Origin of the sequence: Pasteurella multocida (assembly GCF_900187275.1) — a bacterium.
Taxonomy (GTDB): domain Bacteria; phylum Pseudomonadota; class Gammaproteobacteria; order Enterobacterales; family Pasteurellaceae; genus Pasteurella; species Pasteurella multocida.
In genome coordinates this window covers 38,358-59,103 of sequence record NZ_LT906458.1, presented here as the reverse complement: position 1 = coordinate 59,103, position 20,746 = coordinate 38,358, and the positions used below count along the sequence as shown (strand labels likewise).

The 20,746-nt window shown below is 41.7% G+C and carries 21 protein-coding genes; 13 read left to right on the top strand and 8 right to left on the bottom strand.

The genetic code is table 11. The features are described from left to right. Positions 1 to 96: 96 nt before the first annotated feature. The 6 genes from accB to CKV69_RS00295 all read right to left on the bottom strand — a co-directional run bounded on the left by accB (position 97) and on the right by CKV69_RS00295 (position 4,717). Entirely contained in the window at positions 97 to 558 is a 462-nt protein-coding gene (gene accB, locus CKV69_RS00315) for an acetyl-CoA carboxylase biotin carboxyl carrier protein (RefSeq protein WP_005717446.1), read from the bottom strand. 154 nt (positions 559 to 712) lie between these two features. Then, positions 713 to 1,159, bottom strand: a complete 447-nt coding sequence (gene aroQ / locus CKV69_RS00310; protein WP_005717447.1) for a type II 3-dehydroquinate dehydratase — start codon at positions 1,157 to 1,159, stop codon at positions 713 to 715. A 70-nt stretch (positions 1,160 to 1,229) separates the two neighbouring features. Continuing rightward, positions 1,230 to 2,243, bottom strand: a complete 1,014-nt coding sequence (menC, locus tag CKV69_RS00305; RefSeq protein WP_005717448.1) for an o-succinylbenzoate synthase — start codon at positions 2,241 to 2,243, stop codon at positions 1,230 to 1,232. After that, positions 2,240 to 2,413, bottom strand: coding sequence for a hypothetical protein (locus CKV69_RS10690; RefSeq protein ID WP_005717449.1), 174 nt, complete (start codon positions 2,411 to 2,413; stop codon positions 2,240 to 2,242). Before CKV69_RS10690 ends, menC begins: the two co-directional genes overlap by 4 nt. An 82-nt stretch (positions 2,414 to 2,495) precedes the next feature. Continuing rightward, complete coding sequence (menB, locus tag CKV69_RS00300; RefSeq protein ID WP_005723289.1) at positions 2,496 to 3,353, bottom strand: 1,4-dihydroxy-2-naphthoyl-CoA synthase; 858 nt, start codon at positions 3,351 to 3,353, stop codon at positions 2,496 to 2,498. 110 nt (positions 3,354 to 3,463) lie between these two features. Then, complete coding sequence (locus CKV69_RS00295) at positions 3,464 to 4,717, bottom strand: DUF2254 domain-containing protein (RefSeq protein WP_016504292.1); 1,254 nt, start codon at positions 4,715 to 4,717, stop codon at positions 3,464 to 3,466. Positions 4,718 to 4,998: 281 nt separating this feature from the next. Between CKV69_RS00295 and glyQ the strand changes: the two genes are divergently transcribed. From glyQ to glyS, 5 genes are all read left to right on the top strand, one after another. Then, complete coding sequence (gene glyQ / locus CKV69_RS00290) at positions 4,999 to 5,901, top strand: glycine--tRNA ligase subunit alpha (protein WP_005723293.1); 903 nt, start codon at positions 4,999 to 5,001, stop codon at positions 5,899 to 5,901. A gap of 30 nt (positions 5,902 to 5,931) precedes the next feature. Continuing rightward, positions 5,932 to 6,195, top strand: coding sequence for a hypothetical protein (locus CKV69_RS00285; RefSeq protein ID WP_014325708.1), 264 nt, complete (start codon positions 5,932 to 5,934; stop codon positions 6,193 to 6,195). Between the two features lie 17 nt (positions 6,196 to 6,212). Continuing rightward, positions 6,213 to 6,836: a glutathione S-transferase N-terminal domain-containing protein gene (locus CKV69_RS00280; RefSeq protein ID WP_014325707.1), complete on the top strand. Its 624-nt coding sequence runs from the start codon at positions 6,213 to 6,215 to the stop codon at positions 6,834 to 6,836. 130 nt (positions 6,837 to 6,966) lie between these two features. Then, positions 6,967 to 7,347, top strand: coding sequence for a hypothetical protein (locus tag CKV69_RS00275; protein WP_005751822.1), 381 nt, complete (start codon positions 6,967 to 6,969; stop codon positions 7,345 to 7,347). 29 nt (positions 7,348 to 7,376) lie between these two features. Further along, on the top strand, positions 7,377 to 9,446 hold the full coding sequence (gene glyS / locus CKV69_RS00270) for a glycine--tRNA ligase subunit beta (RefSeq protein WP_014325706.1): 2,070 nt from the start codon (positions 7,377 to 7,379) through the stop codon (positions 9,444 to 9,446). Positions 9,447 to 9,581: 135 nt separating this feature from the next. Here glyS and aspA read toward each other — a convergent pair whose 3' ends face one another. Further along, positions 9,582 to 11,000 carry an aspartate ammonia-lyase gene (gene aspA / locus CKV69_RS00265; RefSeq protein ID WP_025248416.1) on the bottom strand — a complete coding sequence of 473 codons (1,419 nt, stop codon included), beginning with the start codon at positions 10,998 to 11,000 and terminating at the stop codon, positions 9,582 to 9,584. A 328-nt stretch (positions 11,001 to 11,328) separates the two neighbouring features. Here aspA and CKV69_RS00260 point away from each other — a divergent pair, with 328 nt between their 5' ends. The 8 genes from CKV69_RS00260 (at position 11,329) to modD (ending at position 18,723) form a co-directional block, all read left to right on the top strand. Then, positions 11,329 to 12,900, top strand: a complete 1,572-nt coding sequence (locus CKV69_RS00260; RefSeq protein WP_005723307.1) for an AbgT family transporter — start codon at positions 11,329 to 11,331, stop codon at positions 12,898 to 12,900. A 130-nt stretch (positions 12,901 to 13,030) separates the two neighbouring features. Beyond that, positions 13,031 to 13,501, top strand: a complete 471-nt coding sequence (locus CKV69_RS00255; RefSeq protein ID WP_005717460.1) for an FxsA family protein — start codon at positions 13,031 to 13,033, stop codon at positions 13,499 to 13,501. 88 nt (positions 13,502 to 13,589) lie between these two features. Continuing rightward, on the top strand, positions 13,590 to 13,880 hold the full coding sequence (locus CKV69_RS00250) for a co-chaperone GroES (protein ID WP_005717461.1): 291 nt from the start codon (positions 13,590 to 13,592) through the stop codon (positions 13,878 to 13,880). A 95-nt stretch (positions 13,881 to 13,975) separates the two neighbouring features. Then, positions 13,976 to 15,610: a chaperonin GroEL gene (gene groL / locus CKV69_RS00245; protein WP_014325704.1), complete on the top strand. Its 1,635-nt coding sequence runs from the start codon at positions 13,976 to 13,978 to the stop codon at positions 15,608 to 15,610. A gap of 136 nt (positions 15,611 to 15,746) precedes the next feature. Then, positions 15,747 to 16,484 (top strand): molybdate ABC transporter substrate-binding protein, encoded by a 738-nt coding sequence (modA, locus tag CKV69_RS00240; protein WP_005723309.1) that lies wholly within the window; start codon positions 15,747 to 15,749, stop codon positions 16,482 to 16,484. Continuing rightward, positions 16,459 to 17,256 carry an ABC transporter permease gene (locus tag CKV69_RS00235; RefSeq protein ID WP_016504294.1) on the top strand — a complete coding sequence of 266 codons (798 nt, stop codon included), beginning with the start codon at positions 16,459 to 16,461 and terminating at the stop codon, positions 17,254 to 17,256. The genes modA and CKV69_RS00235 overlap by 26 nt, the downstream gene beginning before the upstream one ends. 1 nt (position 17,257) lies before the next feature. Next, a complete protein-coding gene (locus CKV69_RS00230) occupies positions 17,258 to 17,857 on the top strand; it encodes an ABC transporter ATP-binding protein (protein WP_014325702.1) in 600 nt (199 codons plus the stop codon). A 17-nt stretch (positions 17,858 to 17,874) separates the two neighbouring features. Then, on the top strand, positions 17,875 to 18,723 hold the full coding sequence (gene modD / locus CKV69_RS00225; RefSeq protein ID WP_014325701.1) for a ModD protein: 849 nt from the start codon (positions 17,875 to 17,877) through the stop codon (positions 18,721 to 18,723). Between the two features lie 99 nt (positions 18,724 to 18,822). Here modD and CKV69_RS00220 read toward each other — a convergent pair whose 3' ends face one another. Beyond that, positions 18,823 to 20,655 carry a DEAD/DEAH box helicase gene (locus CKV69_RS00220; protein ID WP_005754621.1) on the bottom strand — a complete coding sequence of 611 codons (1,833 nt, stop codon included), beginning with the start codon at positions 20,653 to 20,655 and terminating at the stop codon, positions 18,823 to 18,825. Positions 20,656 to 20,746: the final 91 nt, after the last annotated feature.

The following is a 20,746-nucleotide window of genomic DNA, read 5'->3' as shown; positions in this document are numbered from 1 at the left end:
AATTCCACTTTGTAAGTAAATAGTGAGCTCACTATCTAGCAATAGATTGATATGAAAAATAAGCGATATCACATCGCTTATTACAAATTTAGTTGATTATTCAATGATGATAAGTTTTTGATCAAACTCAACGGCTTCACCGTCATTGACTAAGATTGCCTTCACCACGCCGGCTTTATCTGCTTCAATACGGTTCATCATTTTCATCGCTTCAACGATACAAAGTGCATCACCCACTTTTACTGCCTGCCCAATTTCAACAAATGGTTTGGCTTCTGGACTTGGACTACGATAAAAGGTCCCTACCATTGGTGAACGAATAAAGTGACCAGACACTTCTTCTGCATTGACTGGCGCAGCTGGCGCCGATACGGCTGGTGCAGTAGGGGCTGCAACTGGTGCTGGAGCAGCTTGTACAGGTAGGCTATATTGCACCGCACTTGGTGCAGCTGAACCACGATTAATACGAACGGATTCTTCCCCTTCAGAAATTTCCAATTCCATAATGCCCGATTCTTCTACTAATTCGATCAGCTTTTTAATTTTACGAATGTCCATAATCTATGTCCTAACATATTATTTCTTAACGACCCTTTCGCTATCAAACCACGATAGTTAAAGTGCCAACTGGTTAATTCTACATCTCGTGCGAGAGATTACCTGAAAATCGACAACTTTGCGATAAAATTCTGTCAATTTCTTTAATTTATGCCTATTTTTTCAGGAAACTGACCGCAAACTGTAGCGCAAATTCATACCCTTTTGCGCCTAAACCGCAAATCACACCTTCAGCCACATCACTAAAATAAGAGTGATGACGGAAAGGTTCACGTTTATGCACATTCGATAAATGCACTTCCACAAACGGAATCGCCACAGCCAAAAGCGCATCGCGTAGTGCCACACTGGTGTGAGTAAATGCCGCAGGATTGATAATAATAAAATCAATCTGTTGAAAACTTTGGTGAATTTTCTCAATTAATTTTTCTTCACTGTTTGCTTGGAAACAACTCAATTCAACAGCATATTGTTGTGCCAATGACTGTAAATCTTGCTCAATGGTTTTTAAAGACAGGCTGCCATAATGGGTAGGCTCTCTTACACCTAACATATTTAAGTTCGGTCCATTTAATAGCAAAATTCGTTTTGGTTGCGACATAATGCCTTCCTCATTAAAAGTTGAGAATTATAACTATTTTTTCTGAAATAACAGCCTTTTTGTGGTCTTATCAGTCCAGCTTAATGGGAACAATATATTCTGAATCTAAGTCAATCAGTGGTAACGTTGAGCTTGGCCACGGGCGTATCACTTGGTAATCCATCAAATCTAGCGTATCCAGTCCCGGCACCGTATTTGGGGTATATTGTTGCGCAAGACGTGCTAATTGCGTTAAACCTAGGCTACTTTCAATGGAAGAACTGATTACCGCTTGTATTCCATGCGCATGTGCTTGCTTAATCAATTCAACACAGCGTTGTATAGAACCCACTAACGTTGGCTTGATCACAATGGCTTTCACTTGAGGCGTAAAAAAGTGCGGTGGATTTTGTTGAAATTCTGCGTCACGTACTGTTTCATCCCAGGCTATCGCAATACCAGTTTCTTCCGCAAATTGCAGGCTTTCTGCTGGCGTTTTACACGGTTCTTCTAAAAATTGAATGCGTGCACGATGTTCTGGTTTGACATATTTCGCAAACATCTGTGCTTTGCTCGGCGTCCAACTGCGGTTCGCATCAAGGCGTAAATGTAAATCAGGAATGGCTTCAAGGAGCATATCCGCAATTAGCCCATCGCGATTAGCTTCATACATCCCCACTTTAATTTTGGCGACTTTTTCACCTTGCATTTGGTTGAGGGGATCATATAACTCATCAGGATCACCATAACAAAGTGGTGCCACTTGATAATTGCCTTCTTCATGTAGTAACCCCTTCATTTCCGCTAACGCACAGCTTAAACCGAATGCCACAGAAGGAAATAAATGCTCTAAAGGCAATTTTCCGGCTGAAGCATCACTGGCAGACCATTCCTCTAACCATGCTAATGCTTGTTCACGCGCCTGCTCTAAAGTTTCTTGGCTAAACTCAGGTAGGGGGGCAATCTCCCCCCAACCTTGTGCATCATCACAGCAAACTTGCACGAGCAACCCTTCACGCTTTTTTAAGAAACGATTGCGTAAAATGAGTTGGCTATCGACGGGAATACTGTATTGATATAACTTAAATTTTCTTATCATGGTCATTTTTCACATATTTTTGTTGCATCGTCATAACGTCCACCATAATCTAAACAACGGTCTTTCGGATCAAGCGTTAACAGCGCCATACCGACAAAAAATACCGCGACAGCGAAGACAAAGAGCGATAATACCGCTATCACACCTTTAAAGAGGACTTTCTTCCAAGAAAACATAGACATCTTCCTTATGTATTTACTTCATGTTAAACAATGCAGTTCACTCGCAACAAGCTCACCACTTACAACAATACTTGGATCAGGGATTACGTTTAAATTTACTGAAGTCAGGCGCACGTTTTTCATTAAACGCATTGCGCCCTTCTTGGCCTTCTTCTGTCATATAGAATAACATCGTCGCATTGCCCGCTAACTCTTGTAAGCCCGCTTGTCCATCACAGTCTGCATTTAATGCAGCTTTTAAACAACGTAATGCAATTGGACTATTACGCAACATTTCACGGCACCAACGCACGGTTTCTTTTTCTAACTCCGCGTAAGGCACGACTGTATTCACTAACCCCATTTCCAAGGCTTCTTTGGCGTCATATTGACGACATAAGAACCAAATTTCACGCGCTTTTTTCTGACCAACGATACGCGCCATATAACTTGCGCCCCAACCACCGTCAAAGGAACCCACTTTAGGTCCTGTTTGACCAAAAATCGCATTGTCTGCAGCAATGGTTAAATCACAAATCATATGTAATACATGCCCACCACCAATCGCATAACCCGCCACCATGGCGACCACTGGTTTTGGACAAGTACGAATATCACGTTGAAAATCCAATACATTTAAATGATGTACACCGCTCTCATCTTGATAACCGCCATAATCGCCACGCACTTTTTGATCGCCACCAGAACAAAACGCTTTTTCACCTTGTCCCGTTAATACAATCACACCAATTTGTTCATCAAAACGCGCATCGGCAAAGGCTTGAATCATTTCTTTCACGGTTTGGGGACGAAATGCGTTACGTACTTCAGGGCGATTAATGGTAATTTTCGCAATCCCATCGAGCGATTTATGATAAAGAATATCGGTATACCCTTCACTGTGGTCTTGCCATTCAATCGGCGCATAAAGTACGTCATCTTTTGGATTTTGCATGATAAATTCCTTAAATTTGAGTTCTCTTGTTCTAAAAAGTTCGTCCATTATAGCGGATGTTTTATCAATCGGTGATAAATTCTTAGCTCTGCCTATTGCATCGGGCAAACTTAACGCACCGAATGGAATAATTGGTTATGTTTTTCGCGTAATTGTTCTCTCTCTGCCTGCAACACTAACGCTTGCTCTGCCCTTGCCAATGCTTGCTCTGCCATAAGTAAGGCGGCATTTGAAACGGCTTTTTCTGGTACATTACGCCAAATACTGGCGAGCACTTTTTGCATCACCACGTTGACCTCTAAAATCCCCGCGCCATCACGGGAAATAGGAGCAAAGGCATCACGTATCCATTCTGCACAATCTAATTGAGCGATAGATAACCGATCATATTCCACTACATCTGCTTCTGATTGAGGTTCAGGCTCTTGTACAAACAAATTCATCATGATTGCCATAATATTAATCGCCGTTCCCGGATCATTCACCGCGGGGGAAAGAGCGCGTTGCGCAGCTTCACTTAAGACAATAAAGCCCCAGTTAGGATCTTGCTCATACGTCCGTCCTTTTGCTAACACAAAATACTGGCGCAATATTTCTTCTTCAACGTCCTGTTCAGTTTCTAACGCACAAATCACTGTATCCGGTGAAATCAGTTCGCCAGGTCGAACATAAATATGAATATACCCCTCAAGTGCTTGTGCCTTTTTTTGTAGCCCTTGCATATCAATATGGGTTAAATAGCCACTTTTTCTTGCCTCAATTTTTTTTGCCACTGAACTGAGCTGTCGTGTTGATACCGCGTTCATCTGAGGACAGTGACGGTATTGCCGCAACGCGTTGCCTGTCACTTGTTCAATTTTTTCTAACGTATTCCCCAAACGTCCGAGTTGGGATAAGGTATAAACCCAACGGATTAGAGTAATAATTAAATACAACAGAACGGCTACCGTACTAATAAATAAAATAAAACGTCCATTTTGTGCGTAAAACGCCATACCTAACGCCGTTTTGGCAATAATGGCGTAAATAAAAGCGCAAATAAAACTGGTAATCGCAGTGCGTGTGGTACTGTCCCCCATCACCAAATCCGTGGCTCGTGGGGTTGCCCCATTCGAGGCAGAGGCAAACGCCGCTACCATAATCGACAACGAAAACGTCGTCACCGCTAACATACTGGAAGCAATCACATTTAATAAACTTTCTAATGTCTCTTGCTTAATATCCGGTAAACTTGCCACCTCTAACGTTCTTGCCCCTAAACGGAGCGAAAGCACAAAAATGACGGTGAGCAATGCCCAGCTCGCAGCGCTAACCCATAATTTATTACTTGGTTTTTTTAATACCAATAACCATTGATATAGCATTCCACAGGCTCCCTACACTTAACTTTAAAATACGTTCAAGTCTAACCAAAATAGGGAAAAAAGTAAGTACGCCAGATCACATTTAAAAACAAAAAATTGCGAAAAAACTACCGCACTTTAACACGCGTCACATAACCAATCCGCATTTTTATTTTTCTGTTTTTCTCGCAAAATGAAAAATCAAGTCAAACAGAGATTATTCTTTATCCCGCTTTGACTTTCCCCTATAATAAGGCGTATTTTTCTCTCTCTTTTTCAACTTATTTTATAAAGACATTATCATGACAAAATTTAATGTAAAAACCTTCCAAGGCATGATCCTTGCCTTACAAGATTACTGGGCAAACCAAGGTTGTGTCATCGTTCAACCCTTTGATATGGAAGTAGGTGCCGGCACATCGCACCCAATGACTTGCTTAAAAGCTTTAGGTCCTGAGCCAATGGCAGCAGCCTATGTTCAGCCATCACGCCGACCAACAGACGGTCGCTACGGCGAAAACCCAAACCGTTTACAGCACTACTACCAATTCCAAGTGGTGATCAAACCGTCACCAGATAATATTCAAGAATTGTATTTAGACAGCTTAAAAATGCTCGGTTTTGATCCAACCCAAAACGATATTCGTTTCGTGGAAGATAACTGGGAAAACCCAACGTTAGGTGCATGGGGCTTGGGTTGGGAAGTGTGGTTAAACGGCATGGAAGTGACCCAATTTACTTATTTCCAACAAGTGGGCGGTTTAGAATGTAAACCGGTGACTGGCGAAATTACTTACGGTTTAGAGCGTTTAGCCATGTACATTCAAGGTGTGGACAGCGTGTACGACCTCGTTTGGTCTGATGGTCCATTAGGCAAAACTACTTATGGCGATGTGTTCCACCAAAACGAAGTAGAACAATCGACCTACAACTTTGAATACGCCAATACTGACTTTTTATTCTACTGTTTCGATCAATACGAAAAAGAAGCCAGCGAATTGTTAGCCTTAGAAAAACCGTTGCCATTACCGGCTTACGAACGCATTTTAAAAGCAGCACATAGCTTTAACTTGCTCGATGCACGCAAAGCGATTTCCGTGACCGAACGCCAACGTTATATCTTACGCATTCGTGCGTTAACCAAAGGCGTGGCGGAAGCTTACTATGCAAGCCGTGAAGCATTGGGGTTCCCGGGGTGTAAATAAAGTGCGGTTCATTTTTCAGGTATTTTTACGATGAGCAAACCGGTTTTATTCTTCGCCAACCTCTGCCCTGATACGGCGCCATTTGTGGCAGAATTAGCGCGCTTAGAAGTGGACTATGAAAGCGTTGAAATCATGTCGTCTATGGCAAATTTCAAACGTTTTTTAACACTGCGTGATCAGCATCTCGCTTTTGAGCAAGCGAAAGAGAATGGCTATATCGGCATTCCTGCGTTGTTATTAGCAGACGAGCAAGTGGTTCTTGATATTAACCAGTTAAAAGACATTTTCGGCTAACAAGTAAGGAGCAAAAAATGAAACTCTGGCATTCCAACACCAGTCCTTATGTACGCAAAGTGATGGCGGTGATTAAATATCATCAGCTTGAGAATCAAATTGAATTACACACCATTCAATCTTCTTTTGATCCTAATTCACCGCACAATCAAGATAATCCGCTTGGAAGAGTGCCTGCGTTACAACTGGATAACGGTGAATGGCTGTATAACAGTCATGTAATTTGTGAATACCTTGATCATCTTGGTGCACAAACTCAGTCAGAGAGTCATTTATTGCCTCGTAACAGCCAACGCTGGAAGGTATTGCAACTGCACGCGCTAACTGACGGCATTATGGAAAATACCTTGCCGATTATTTCCGAGCGTTTGCTCCGCCCTGAAAACGAATGGTGGACTGCACGTCATCAGCAATTAACTGAACGCAATATCCGTAGTTTCAAAGAGTTAGAACGTTATTTAGTACAATTTGGCGATGAGCTGAATTTAGGCACCATTTCTGCCGTTTGCTTGATCGACTGGTACGCCTTACGTGGTGAAAAGCTCGGCGTGAATTTGAAAGACATCGCACCGCACTTAGTGCAATGGGCGGTGGAGATGAATGACCAATATCCTGAGCTAAAAGAAACACAGCCTAAGTGAATGATAGAGAGATAGCGCTCGTCGGGAAACGAACATAATCAAATGAAACGTCACTCTTTTTAGTTATATTGAAGATTTCGCAAAATCAAAGTGCTATAAATATTAATTTATGTCGACAAGGAGCAAATAAATGTTAGTCATTAACATGAAGGAAGACCTTGAAAGAGCGCTGAAGAATAAAGAGCCGAGTTTCATTATTAAGGGTGAATTAGCCGAAAAAATGAAAAAGGCCCAAAAGATTACAACAATTGACAAATGGATTTTAGGCGCACTTGCTTTCGTCTTTGCTGTATCATTCTTCCCATCAACGAGTGACGGACTATTTGGAATAATAATGAACAAAATATTAATAGCTATCGGCATATTCGCAACATTTGAAATCGCGATTATATTGGCTGTTATTTTGGGTGGAATGACTTTAGCAATGATGCTTTATAAAAATTATCATGCGGAATTTGGAACTGATGTTAAAACAGAAAAAATAACAATTAAATGTACGATAAAGAAATAGAATCTTGATATTTTTTAAAGAGAAACAAAATGACAACACAAAACTTCCTCGCCGAGATCGGCACTGAAGAGCTGCCACCGAAGGCGCTCAAAAAATTAGCGACTGCGTTTGCAGAGAATATGGAATTGGAGCTAAACCAAGCCGGTTTAGCCTTTGATAAGGTGGAATGGTTTGCGGCACCGCGTCGTTTAGCGGTGAAAGTGTTAGGTTTAGCGACCAGCCAACCAAGTAAACAAATTGAAAAGCGTGGTCCAGCAGTGTCTGCGGCATTTGATGCAGAAGGCAAACCAACTAAAGCGGCTGAAGGTTGGGCACGTGGTTGTGGGATCAGCGTTGAGCAAGCTGAGCGTGTTGCCACTGACAAAGGTGAGTGGTTAGTGCATCGTGCCACAATCGAAGGTCAACCGACTAAAAACTTATTGAAAGACATGGTGGCGAATGCGTTGGCGAAGTTGCCTATTCCAAAACCGATGCGTTGGGCGGACAAAACTGTGCAATTTATTCGTCCTGTTCACACAGTGACGATGTTACTAGGCGATGAGCTGATTGAAGGCGAAATTTTAGGCGTGGAAAGCGCTCGTACCCTTCGTGGTCACCGTTTCCTTGGTGAGCGTGAATTCCAAATTTCACACGCGGATCAATACCCTGCGCTATTAAAAGAAAAAGGCTCAGTGGTGGCTGACTTCAATGAGCGTAAAGCGTTAATTTTGGCGAAATCGCAAGAAAAAGCGACCGCACTTGGTGGCGTAGCGGATATTGAAGACGATTTACTTGATGAAGTCACCTCATTGGTGGAATATCCAAATGTATTAGCGGCGAAATTTGAAGAACGTTTCCTTGCTGTCCCAGCGGAAGCCTTGGTTTATACCATGAAAGGTGACCAAAAATATTTCCCAATTTATGACAAAGACGGCAAATTATTACCGCACTTTATTTTTGTGTCGAACATCAACCCTGACGATCCAAGCAAGATCATTGAAGGGAATGAAAAAGTGGTGCGTCCACGTTTAACCGATGCGGAATTTTTCTTTAAAACCGACTTAAAACAACGTTTAGAAGATCAATTACCACGTTTAGAAACCGTGTTATTCCAACAACAGCTTGGTACATTACGTGATAAAACGGCACGTATTGAACAACTGGCTGGCGAAATTGCAAAACAAATCGGTGCTGATGAAGTCAAAGCCAAACGCGCTGGTTTATTGTCAAAATGTGACTTAATGACCAACATGGTGTTTGAATTTACTGACACGCAAGGTGTCATGGGGATGCATTATGCTCGTCACGATGGTGAAGATGAAGAAGTAGCAGTAGCATTAAATGAACAATATATGCCACGTTTTGCTGGCGATGAGTTACCAAAATCCTTAGTCGCCAGTGCGGTAGCATTAGCCGATAAATTCGATACGCTCACTGGCATTTTCGGGATCGGTCAACAACCAAAAGGCAGTGCAGACCCATTCGCACTACGTCGTGCCGCATTAGGTGCATTACGCATTATTGTGGAGAAAAACTTGCCGTTAGATTTAGCCGAAATTGTGAAAAAATCGAGCGCCCTTTTTGGCGATAAGTTAACCAATACTAATGTAGTGGAAGATGTGGTTGAGTTTATGCTCGGTCGTTTCCGTGCTTGGTATCAAGATGAAGGGATTGCAGTAGATGTGATTCAAGCGGTGCTTGCTCGTCGTCCAACCAAACCATCGGACTTTGATGCCCGTGTACGTGCGGTGTCACACTTCCGTGCGTTAGAGGCGGCAGAGGCTTTAGCGGCAGCCAATAAGCGTGTAAGCAATATTTTAGCGAAAGTTGAAGGGGAATTACCAGCCAATATTGACACCACATTATGTGCAGAAGTAACAGAAAAAGTGTTAGCTGAACAGGTGATTGCGTTACAAGCTGAGCTTGCGCCACTATTTGCTAAAGGCGAATACCAAGTGGCACTGGATCGTTTAGCGGCATTGCGTGAGCCCGTGGATACTTTCTTCGATAATGTCATGGTGAACGCGGAAAATCCACAATTACGCCAAAACCGTTTAGCAATCTTAAATAACCTACGTAATCTATTCTTACAAGTGGCAGATATTTCCCTCTTACAATAATAGATAACCGCATCACGAAATGGCACGGTAAAGTGCCATTTTTTCTTGTCGAGGTATAACAAAGAAAATTTCCAAAAAAGAAACCGCACTTTAAGCAAGCTCAAAGTGCGGTTAAATTAACAGTTATTTTGCAAGTTATTTATTCAACTTCGCTTTATAGGTTGGATTCATTAAGTTCTCCACTGAGAGAATATCATCTAATTCTGCTTCTGTGAGGAGTCCTTTTTCGAGTACGACCTCTTTCACTCCGCGCCCTGTTTTCGCACAGATTTTACCGACTAAGTCACCATTATGGTGTCCAATAAATGGATTTAAATAAGTCACGATACCGATAGAATTAAAGACATAGTTTTCACAAGTTTCTTTATTCACCGTAATACCATCAATACATTTATCGCGTAAATTCACACAAGCATTGGTCAAAATATCAATAGATTCAAACATCGCTTGTGCAATCACTGGCTCCATGACGTTTAATTGTAATTGTCCAGCCTCTGCGGCAAAGGTAATGGTAATATCGTTCCCCATCACTTTATAGCAAACTTGGTTAACCACTTCGGGTACCACTGGGTTGACTTTTGCTGGCATAATCGATGAACCCGCTTGTAATTCAGGCAAATTAATCTCATTTAACCCTGCACGCGGACCCGAAGATAATAGACGTAAGTCATTACATACTTTTGATAGTTTCACCGCAGTACGTTTTAATGCACCGTGCACCATCACATACGCCCCACAATCCGAGGTAGCTTCGATTAAGTTTTCAGCTAATACACAAGGTAATCCTGTGACTTCAGACAGGTATTTGACCGCTAATGGCGCATACCCTTTTGGTGTATTTAAGCCCGTACCAATTGCTGTCGCACCTAAATTAACTTCTAATAAGTATTCTGCTGTGCGTGTTAAATTGCGAACTTCTTCATCTAATAAAACAGAGAAGGCTTTAAATTCTTGTCCTACTGTCATTGGCACAGCATCTTGTAATTGCGTACGTCCCATTTTAAGAATGTGCGAAAATTCTTTTGCTTTATTTTCAAAACCTTGTTGTAAATAAAGCACTTTTGCCACGAGCTTCATAATACTGTTATAGACAGCAATACGGAAACCTGTTGGATAGGCGTCATTGGTTGATTGGCTAGCGTTAACATGATCCATTGGATCTAAATATTGGTATTCCCCTTTCTTATGTCCTAATAACTCTAACGCCAAATTCGCCACAACCTCATTCGTATTCATATTCACTGAGGTACCCGCACCGCCTTGATAAATATCTGACGGGAATTGATCTAAGCATTTGCCTGTGGTTAAGATTTCATCACAAGCAGCTACAATCGCTTTTGCAATTTTATCAGGAATCGCCCCTAATTCACCGTTTGCTAAGGCGGTCGCCTTTTTCACCATCACCATACCGCGTACAAAATCAGGCACATCTGAGATAACCGCATTTGAAATATTAAAATTTTCTACCGCTCTTAAGGTATGAATTCCCCAGTATACGTCTGCTGGTACTTCACGTTCTCCGAGTAAATCCACTTCTTTTCTTGTTACTGTCATTATTACCCTCCATTTCGAGTGATGAACAAGTTAATGCCTATTATAATGGAAATAACTTTGCTAAATATTTGATCGCCGTCACATTTTACAGATTGACCCCACGACATATTTTTATCATTCGGATTAGTTTTACTTATCCGAAATGCCTCGCAAAATAAAAATTGATACGTGGGGCGTTAATAGGTTAACAGAAATAGAAAAGAAATAATTTGATCCTGTTAACACTTTGTTAAAAATTTTATTTGAATGTGACATATATCGTGTTAGATTGCAGTTGGGCGAAAAATGAGCATAGCCCTTGTATCATTAAAATATAGAAGGACTACACATGACTACAACACAACAACAAAAGAAAGGCAGTAAATTTCTTCATACGGTGGAATGGCTCGGTAACATGTTACCCCACCCCGTTACCCTTTTTATGATTTTTATTGTTTTATTATTAATTACTTCTGCATTAGGGGAATATTTTGGTCTAGCCGTTGCAGACCCTCGTCCGGAAGGCGTTAAAGGACGTGCGGCTGACGGGATGATTTACGTCGTCAGTTTGCTAAATGCCGAAGGCTTAAGCAGAATTTTGACTAATTTGGTGAAAAACTTTACTAACTTTGCCCCATTAGGCACAGTATTGGTGGCATTATTAGGGGTCGGTATTGCTGAAAAAGCAGGGCTTCTTTCTGCCGTCATGCGTTTATTGGTCACCAAATCACCACGTAAATTGACAACGTTCACTATTGTTTTTGCGGGGATTCTATCGAACACCGCCTCTGAATTAGGTTATGTTGTCCTCATTCCTTTAGCTGCCATTATTTTTCACTCATTAGGTCGCCATCCATTAGCGGGTCTTGCTGCTGCATTTGCGGGGGTATCTGGTGGTTACTCCGCCAACCTCTTATTAGGTACGATTGATCCATTACTCGCAGGGATCACGCAACAAGCTGCACAAATTATCGATCCAACTTATACGGTAGGTCCTGAAGCCAACTGGTTCTTCATGGCTGCCAGTACCTTTGTGATTGCGTTTATTGGTTATTTCATTACAGAAAAAATCGTGGAACCACAATTAGGTCCTTATAACAGTCATCTTTCACAAGAAGAACTGGATTTACAGCACTCGAATGAAGTTTCTCCATTAGAGCGTAAAGGATTAAGATACGCGGGTTTAGTCTTCTTAATTTTATGTGCACTATTAGCTTGGACTGTGGTCCCTGAAAATGGCATTTTACGTGATCCAAAAACAGGTTTAGTCACAGGTTCACCATTCTTAAAATCGATCGTTGCCTTTATCTTCATTCTCTTTGCTATTCCGGGTACGGTTTATGGGATTGTGACAAAAAGTATTCGTAGCGAAAAAGATGTGGTCAATGCGATGGCTGAAGCCATGAGTACATTAGGACTATACCTTGTGATTATCTTCTTCGCGTCACAATTCGTCGCCTTCTTTAACTGGACCAATATTGGTCAATATATCGCGGTAAAAGGCGCTAACTTCCTAAATGAAGTAGGCTTACATGGCGGTATCCTCTTTATGGGCTTCATCTTGATCTGTGCTTTCATTAACTTAATGATTGGTTCTGCCTCTGCACAATGGGCTGTTACTGCACCGATCTTTGTGCCAATGCTGATGTTAACCGGTTATTCACCTGAAATCATTCAAGCGGCTTACCGTATCGGTGATTCCGTAACCAATATCATCACCCCAATGATGAGCTACTTTGGCTTGATCATGGCAACCGTATTGAAATATAAGAAAGATGCGGGGGTCGGTACGCTTGTGTCAATGATGTTACCGTACTCTGTTGCCTTCTTAGTGGCATGGTCTGCGATGTTCTTTATTTGGGTCTTCGTGTTAGGCTTACCGGTCGGTCCTAACTCGCCAATGTTCTACCCAGCGCAATAAGTGCAAAATTAAAAATAAAGCTCACAACCCTGTGAGCTTTATTTTTATGCTAAAGTGCGGTTGAAATTTGGCTAATTTGCTCCCATTTATAACAACATCTCACAAACGTGCATACAGCGAGGAAACAACAATGCCTCTGGTTCTCTTTCTTTTTATCGCTTTTTTATTTATCTATACCGAATTGTCACTTTTAGTTTGGATAGGATCGAATATTGGCGTATTGAGTCTCATTCTGTTACTCATTTTATCATCGCTTTTCGGGCTCTTCATGATCCGAGCTCGTGGTTGGTATACCTTATTAAATGTACAAAAACAATTATCCCAAGGCGAAATCCCGACACGTGCGTTATTAAAATCTGGCATTTGGATTGTAGCCGGTATCCTTTTCTTTATTCCCGGCTTTTTGACCGATTTAATCGCATTATTTTTATTAATCCCGATCACTAGCCTCTGGATTGAAAAACTGATAACCAACAAGATCCATATAGTGCGTAGCCGTTTCTTCCGCTACAGCCAGAAAGCGAATCACAGCCAGTCAGAAGGCGAGGTGTTTGAAGCCGAATACGAAAAACAAGTGGATGAAGATAAAAGAATAAAATAATTTTATTTTCCCCCTTGAAACAGACAAATTTTCCCTCATATTAGGGAAACGTTTCATCAAAAACATAATTTAATTAAGGAGTAATTCAATGAATATTCGTCCATTACATGACCGTGTGATCATCAAACGTGAAGAAGTGGAAACCCGCTCAGCAGGGGGGATTGTGTTGACCGGCTCTGCTGCAACAAAATCAACACGTGCAAAAGTATTAGCCGTGGGTAAAGGTCGCATCTTAGAAAATGGTACAGTACAACCTTTAGATGTGAAAGTCGGCGATACCGTGATTTTCAATGACGGTTATGGCGTGAAAGCAGAAAAAATTGATGGCGAAGAAGTGTTAATTATTTCTGAAAACGATATTTTAGCCATTGTTGAATAATTTTTATCAACAACACGAAATCGTTATTTCTATAAATAAACAAACTTAAAATAGCAATTTACATAACAAGATTCGAAATGAGAGGAAGATAAAAAATGGCAGCAAAAGACGTAAAATTTGGTAATGATGCACGTGTCAAAATGTTAGCGGGTGTCAATATTCTTGCGGATGCAGTAAAAGTTACCTTAGGTCCTAAAGGTCGTAATGTCGTATTAGATAAATCTTTCGGTGCACCGACTATCACTAAAGATGGTGTATCAGTGGCGCGTGAAATCGAATTAGAAGATAAATTCGAAAATATGGGTGCACAAATGGTAAAAGAAGTGGCGTCAAAAGCGAATGATGCGGCAGGTGACGGTACCACGACAGCAACCGTTTTAGCACAAGCTATCGTCAACGAAGGCTTAAAAGCGGTGGCTGCGGGTATGAACCCAATGGATTTAAAACGTGGTATCGACAAAGCGGTAACCGCAGTGGTTACTGAATTAAAAGCCCTTTCAAAACCTTGTGAAACCTCAAAAGAAATCGAACAAGTGGGAACAATCTCTGCTAACTCAGACAGTATTGTTGGTCAAATCATTGCACAAGCGATGGATAAAGTAGGTAAAGAAGGCGTGATCACCGTTGAAGATGGCACAGGTTTAGAAGACGAACTTGCCGTTGTAGAAGGGATGCAATTCGATCGCGGTTATTTATCACCTTACTTCATCAACAAACCAGAAACAGCAACAGTTGAATTAGACAATCCATTTATTTTATTAGTGGACAAAAAAGTGTCCAACATTCGTGAATTGTTACCTGTGTTAGAAGGTGTAGCAAAAGCGGGCAAACCATTATTAATTATCGCAGAAGATGTCGAAGGTGAAGCACTTGCAACCTTAGTCGTCAACACCATGCGTGGAATTGTGAAAGTCGCAGCAGTGAAAGCACCTGGCTTTGGTGACCGTCGTAAAGCCATGTTACAAGATATCGCGATCTTAACGGCTGGTACGGTTATTTCTGAAGAAATCGGTATGGAATTAGAAAAAGCTACACTTGAAGATCTTGGTCAAGCAAAACGCGTGGTCATCAACAAAGACAACACCACGATTATCGATGGTATCGGTGATGAAGCACAAATCCAAGGTCGTGTGGCACAAATTCGTCAACAAATCGAAGAATCCACCTCTGATTACGACAAAGAAAAATTACAAGAGCGCGTGGCTAAACTCGCTGGCGGTGTCGCAGTCATTAAAGTGGGTGCAGCAACCGAAGTAGAAATGAAAGAGAAAAAAGCGCGCGTAGAAGACGCACTCCACGCAACACGTGCGGCGGTTGAAGAAGGTATCGTTGCCGGTGGTGGTGTTGCCTTAATCCGTGCCGCTAGCAAAGTCGCTGGTCTTCAAGGTGATAATGAAGAACAAAATGTGGGAATCAAACTTGCCTTACGTGCAATGGAAGCCCCATTACGTCAGATCGTAGCCAACGCAGGTGAAGAAGCGTCTGTCGTAGCAAGTGCAGTGAAAAATGGCGAAGGTAACTTCGGTTATAACGCAGGTACAGAACAGTACGGCGATATGATCGAAATGGGTATCTTAGACCCAACAAAAGTTACCCGTTCTGCATTACAATTTGCGGCTTCTGTTGCTGGCTTAATGATCACCACTGAATGTATGGTCACTGACCTACCAAAAGAGGATAAAGCCGACTTAGGTGCTGCAGGTATGGGTGGTATGGGCGGTATGATGTAATCTCCCCCCCCTTTTCACATACGAAAAAAGGATTGAGTATAACGCTCAATCCTTTTTTATTCGTTAAATTCGGTATATTACATTTTATATAATGATTATGTTATAGTTATCCCATTTTTATGCAAAGGAGATAACCATGAAAAAATTGATTGTACTTTCAACTCTTATCACAGCGACATTTTCAGCACAAGCCGCTGAGCTTTACCTTTATGCTGGTGCCGGCTTAAAAGATCCTGTTGAAAAAATTGTCAAACAATTTGAAAAAGAAACTGGCAACAACGTCACGATTGAATACGGTGGCTCAGGACAATTATTGGCACGCTATAACACGGTAAAAACGGGCGATCTCTATTTACCCGGCTCAAGTGATTATGTAGAAAAATTGGAAAAAACAGGTGACGTGAAAGAATCGGCGCCATTAGTGCTGCACATTCCCGTAATGGCTATTCGTAAAGAAAAAAGCGCTGGAATTGATTCCTTTAAAGCCCTTGCCGAAAGCAATCTGCGTTTAGGGATTGGTGATAGCAAAGCTATGGCGCTCGGTAAAGGGGCGGAAAAAATACTTGAACTCTCGGGTTATCAAGCACAGTTGAATGACAAAATTGTCGTCAAAGCGGCGACGGTCAAACAGTTGATGCTCTATTTATTAAACGGCGATGTGGATGCTGCCGTAGTCGGACGTTCTGGTGCGTGGAAAGTACGTGATAAAGTCGATTTATTACCAAATCCAGCAGGTACGCCAGAAGAAAAAGTCACTATTGCCCTGCTTGCTTCCACTAAACATCCGAAAGAAGCCAAACAGTTACTTGACCTTTTTAACTCAGAACAAGGTGTGAAATATTTTGTCGATGAAGGCTTCTTACCTATTAAATAAAAGTCTGAGTTTAAAGCTTGCACTACTCCCTTTGCTACTTTTATTGCTCGTCGTCATTGGGTCTGTGCTTGCTCTGATAAGCCAGCTCAACTTTTCCTTTTTTCTGCTGGTTCTCACTGATCCTGAACTGCATTTTGCGCTATGGATGTCTCTTGCGACATCCATACTGTCTTTACTGCTGGCTATTTTTATTGCAATCCCATCAGCATGGGTCATGAGCCAAGTGCGGTTACCTTTGCAAAAATTGATTGATACTTTTCTTGATTTGCCCATGGTATTACCGCCGTTGGTCACTGGTTTAAGCCTACTGCTTTTATTTAATTCACAGGGCATCTTGAGCCAATTCATTCCCATTATTAGCCAATGGATATTCAGCCCGCTTGGTATAATTGTGGCACAAACTTATATTGCCAGTTCCATTATGTTACGTAATGCTCGCGGTACTTTTTCTAGCTTAGATTCAGGCTATCGCCTCGCTGCATACAATTTAGGTTTGTCACCGCTTCAGACCTTGCTCAAAATAGAATTACCAATGTGTTGGAAACCATTACTTTGTGGCGCGATTTTGGCTTGGTCCCGAGCAATTGGGGAATTTGGTGCAACGTTGATGTTAGCGGGTGCTACGCGTTTTAAAACAGAAACCTTGCCCATGGCGGTCTATTTAAATATTGCCAGTGGTGATTTTGAGATCGCGGTAGGCGCATCACTATGGCTTTTATTCATTGCTGCTTGCTTACTGTTAGTCTTACGTACACTCAATAGGAATATCTAGGATGCTCAAGATTGAAAATTTATCTGTGGGTATTTTACGTCATATCCATTTACACGTTAGTAAAGGAGAATGTGTCGCTGTAGTAGGACAATCTGGTAGTGGAAAAACTACCTTACTCAATAGCATTGCTGGTTATCTTGATTATCAAGGTCATATTACCCTAGCACAACAACCCATTGATAACCTTGCGCCATGGCAACGTCATTGTCGCTACCTTAATCAACGTTTGTATTTATTTCCACACAAAACCGTATCTGGCAATTTACGCTTAGCTCAACCCAACGCAGATTGCGAAGCACAGCATAGGCTACTGGCTAAGCTCAAAATCGCCCATTTACGTGATCGTTATCCTCATCAGCTCTCAGGCGGTGAACAACAACGCGCTGCACTGGCCCGTGCATTAATCAATCCTCCAGACTTGTTATTACTTGATGAGCCTTTTTCCTCGTTAGACTGGGAAACCAAACAACATATTTGGGCAATCTTAAAGGACTTAATGCAGTCATATCACATGACCACGTTATTAGTCACACACGATCCCAAAGAGGCCGATTACCTTTCTCATCGGCAAATTCGATTACACCAAGGACAACTTATTTAATTGATAAGGACTGCACTATGCTTTATTTTTCAGACAACGAACTCGATGACTTTTTATTAGAAGATATCTATCGTGGTGATCTCACCACCCATGCATTAGGATTAGAAAGTATCCCCGCTGAGATTTGCTTTAAACGTAAAAATGCCGGCATCGTCGCGGGTATCAGTATTGCGGAAAAACTGCTCCGAAAACTCGACATCCACCCACAAGTGTATGTGAAAGAAGGAGAATTTGTCGAAGCAGGAAGCTTATTATTAAGCGCCAAAGGCAGTGCTGATAAGCTACATCAAGCGTGGAAAGTGGTTCAATTGGTCTTGGAATGGTCATGTGGGGTTGCACAATATACCGCTGAAATGATTAGCAATGCGAAAGCCATTAATCCTGCTACTGTTGTTGCTTGTACACGTAAAAGTATTCCTAATACGCGCAAATTAGCCACAAATGCAGTCTTAGCCGCAGGCGGACATATTCACCGTCAAGGCTTGAGCGAAACCCTCTTGGTATTTACCAATCATCGTAATCTCCTCTCTGATCCAGAAGATTGGCAAGGCATCGTGACAAGACTAAAGCAACAAGCGCCAGAAAATAAAATTACACTGGAAGCCGATAACTTAGTGCAATTTGAACAAATGTTGACAGCCGATCCTGATATTATTCAATTAGATAAATTCACGCTGGAACAAGTCAAACAAGCCTTGCATTTATTAGCGTTAGCCAATAAAAACATTACCTTATCTGTAGCAGGAGGTGTTAACAAGCATAATGTGGCAGAGTATGCGAAACTCGGGATCCAACTTTTCATTACATCAGCACCTTATTATGCAGCACCAGAAGATATTAAAGTGATTATCGAAAAACAGGTATAAATAAGACAGTAAAAAATTGCGCCTAAGGGACACTTAGGCGCAATCATACTGTTTATCAACGAATAGGTACGCAACCGCCTCGTTTAAACTCATCTTAACTTACTTTTGGCGTTCACGTCTTTCTCTGCGTGGGCGATCATTAAAAGTGCGCTGACTTTTTTCTTTAAATTTACGATCTTCACGCCCAAAACGTGGTTCATCGCCGCGTCCTTTACGTTTTCCACCACGGCGGTCAGCGAAATCATCGCGATCACGGCTTGAACCTGCGTTAGACGCTCCCACAAATGACATCTGCATTTGTTTGTTCATCACGCGTGTTTTCGCAAATACACCTAATAATTCTTTCGGCATACCTTGTGGTAATTCAATCGTGGTGTAATCATCATATAATTTAATATGACCAATATAACGACTATTGATATCACCTTCATTGGCAATCGCCCCAACAATATGACGGACTTCCGCGCCATCTAAACGTCCTACTTCAATACGATATAAATCCATCGCCTGCGGTGTACCGTAACCACGACGCTCTGCTGAACGTGGATTTTCACGTCCACCACGTTCACGACGCTCGCCACGATCACCGCGTGAAGTTTTACGATCAATAATTGGATCGGCTGGTAAAATAAGCTTTTGTTTACCTTGTAACAACATCAGCATCGCCGCCGCAATATCTTCCTGATCTTGATCCGCGGTGAACATATCTTCTAGTAAGCTACGATAAAGCCCTAAATCATGATGCTCTAATTGGACTGTAATTTTGGCTTTAAATTTCTCACGGCGACAAGCTTGTAGTACCTCATGATTTGGCACTTCGACTTCCGTAATCGGTTTTTTAGTTAATTGTTCAATATTGCGTAATAAACGACGTTCTCTTGGTTCAACAAATAACAATGCACGCCCTGTACGTCCGGCACGCCCTGTACGACCAATACGGTGGACATAAGACTCAGCATCTAATGGAATATCATAGTTCACTACGAGGCTAATGCGTTCCACATCTAAACCACGCGCCGCCACATCGGTTGCCACAAGAATATCTAAACTACCATTTCTTAAACGATCAAGCGTTTGTTCACGTAATTGTTGTGTCATATCGCCATTTAATGCTGCGGCACGGAAACCATGTTTTTCCAACAATTCCGTTACATCTAATGTCCCCGTTTTAGTACGAGTAAAGATAATCGCGGCATCAAATTTTTCTACTTCTAAGAAACGTAATAAGGCATCATTTTTACGGAAACCATGCACATACCAACAACTCTGTGTAATATCTGGATTTGTAGTCTGGGTAGATTTAATCTTGATCTCTTTTGGATCTTTCATAAAACGCTTAGTAATACGACGAATTGGATCTGGCATGGTGGCTGAGAAAAGTGCGGTCTGATGTTGTTCTGGTAATTCTGCCATCACCGTTTCAACATCATCAATAAAGCCCATACGTAACATTTCGTCCGCTTCATCTAACACCATAAAACGTAAATTAGACAAATCTAAAGTGCCACGACGAATGTGATCTAAAATACGACCAGGTGTCCCCACTACAACCTGAGCACCTTGGCGTAAAGCACGCAATTGAATGTCATAGCGTTGACCACCATAAAGGGTAACAATATTGGTATTTTTCGCATATTTGCAAAAGTGCTCACAGGCATCTGCTACTTGGATGGCTAACTCACGTGTTGGTGCCATCACTAACATTTGTGGATATTTTTTATCTAAATCAATTTGTGCTAATAAAGGGAGTGAAAAGGCGGCGGTTTTACCACTTCCAGTTTGTGCCATACCTAGCACATCATGCCCATTTAACAGGTTTGGGATACAACTTTGTTGAATTGGAGAAGGGGTTTCAAAGCCTAAGTCAGAGACGGCGTTAAGAAGAAATTCAGGCAAGCCTAAATCATTGAAAGTCATTGTTGTTTCAGTCATTAAAGTACTCGAATATAAAAAAGAAATGCTCACTATGCTGGTGAGCCAGTGTAATCAATGTTGCGCGTTTTCACGTTTTACAACAGCCTAT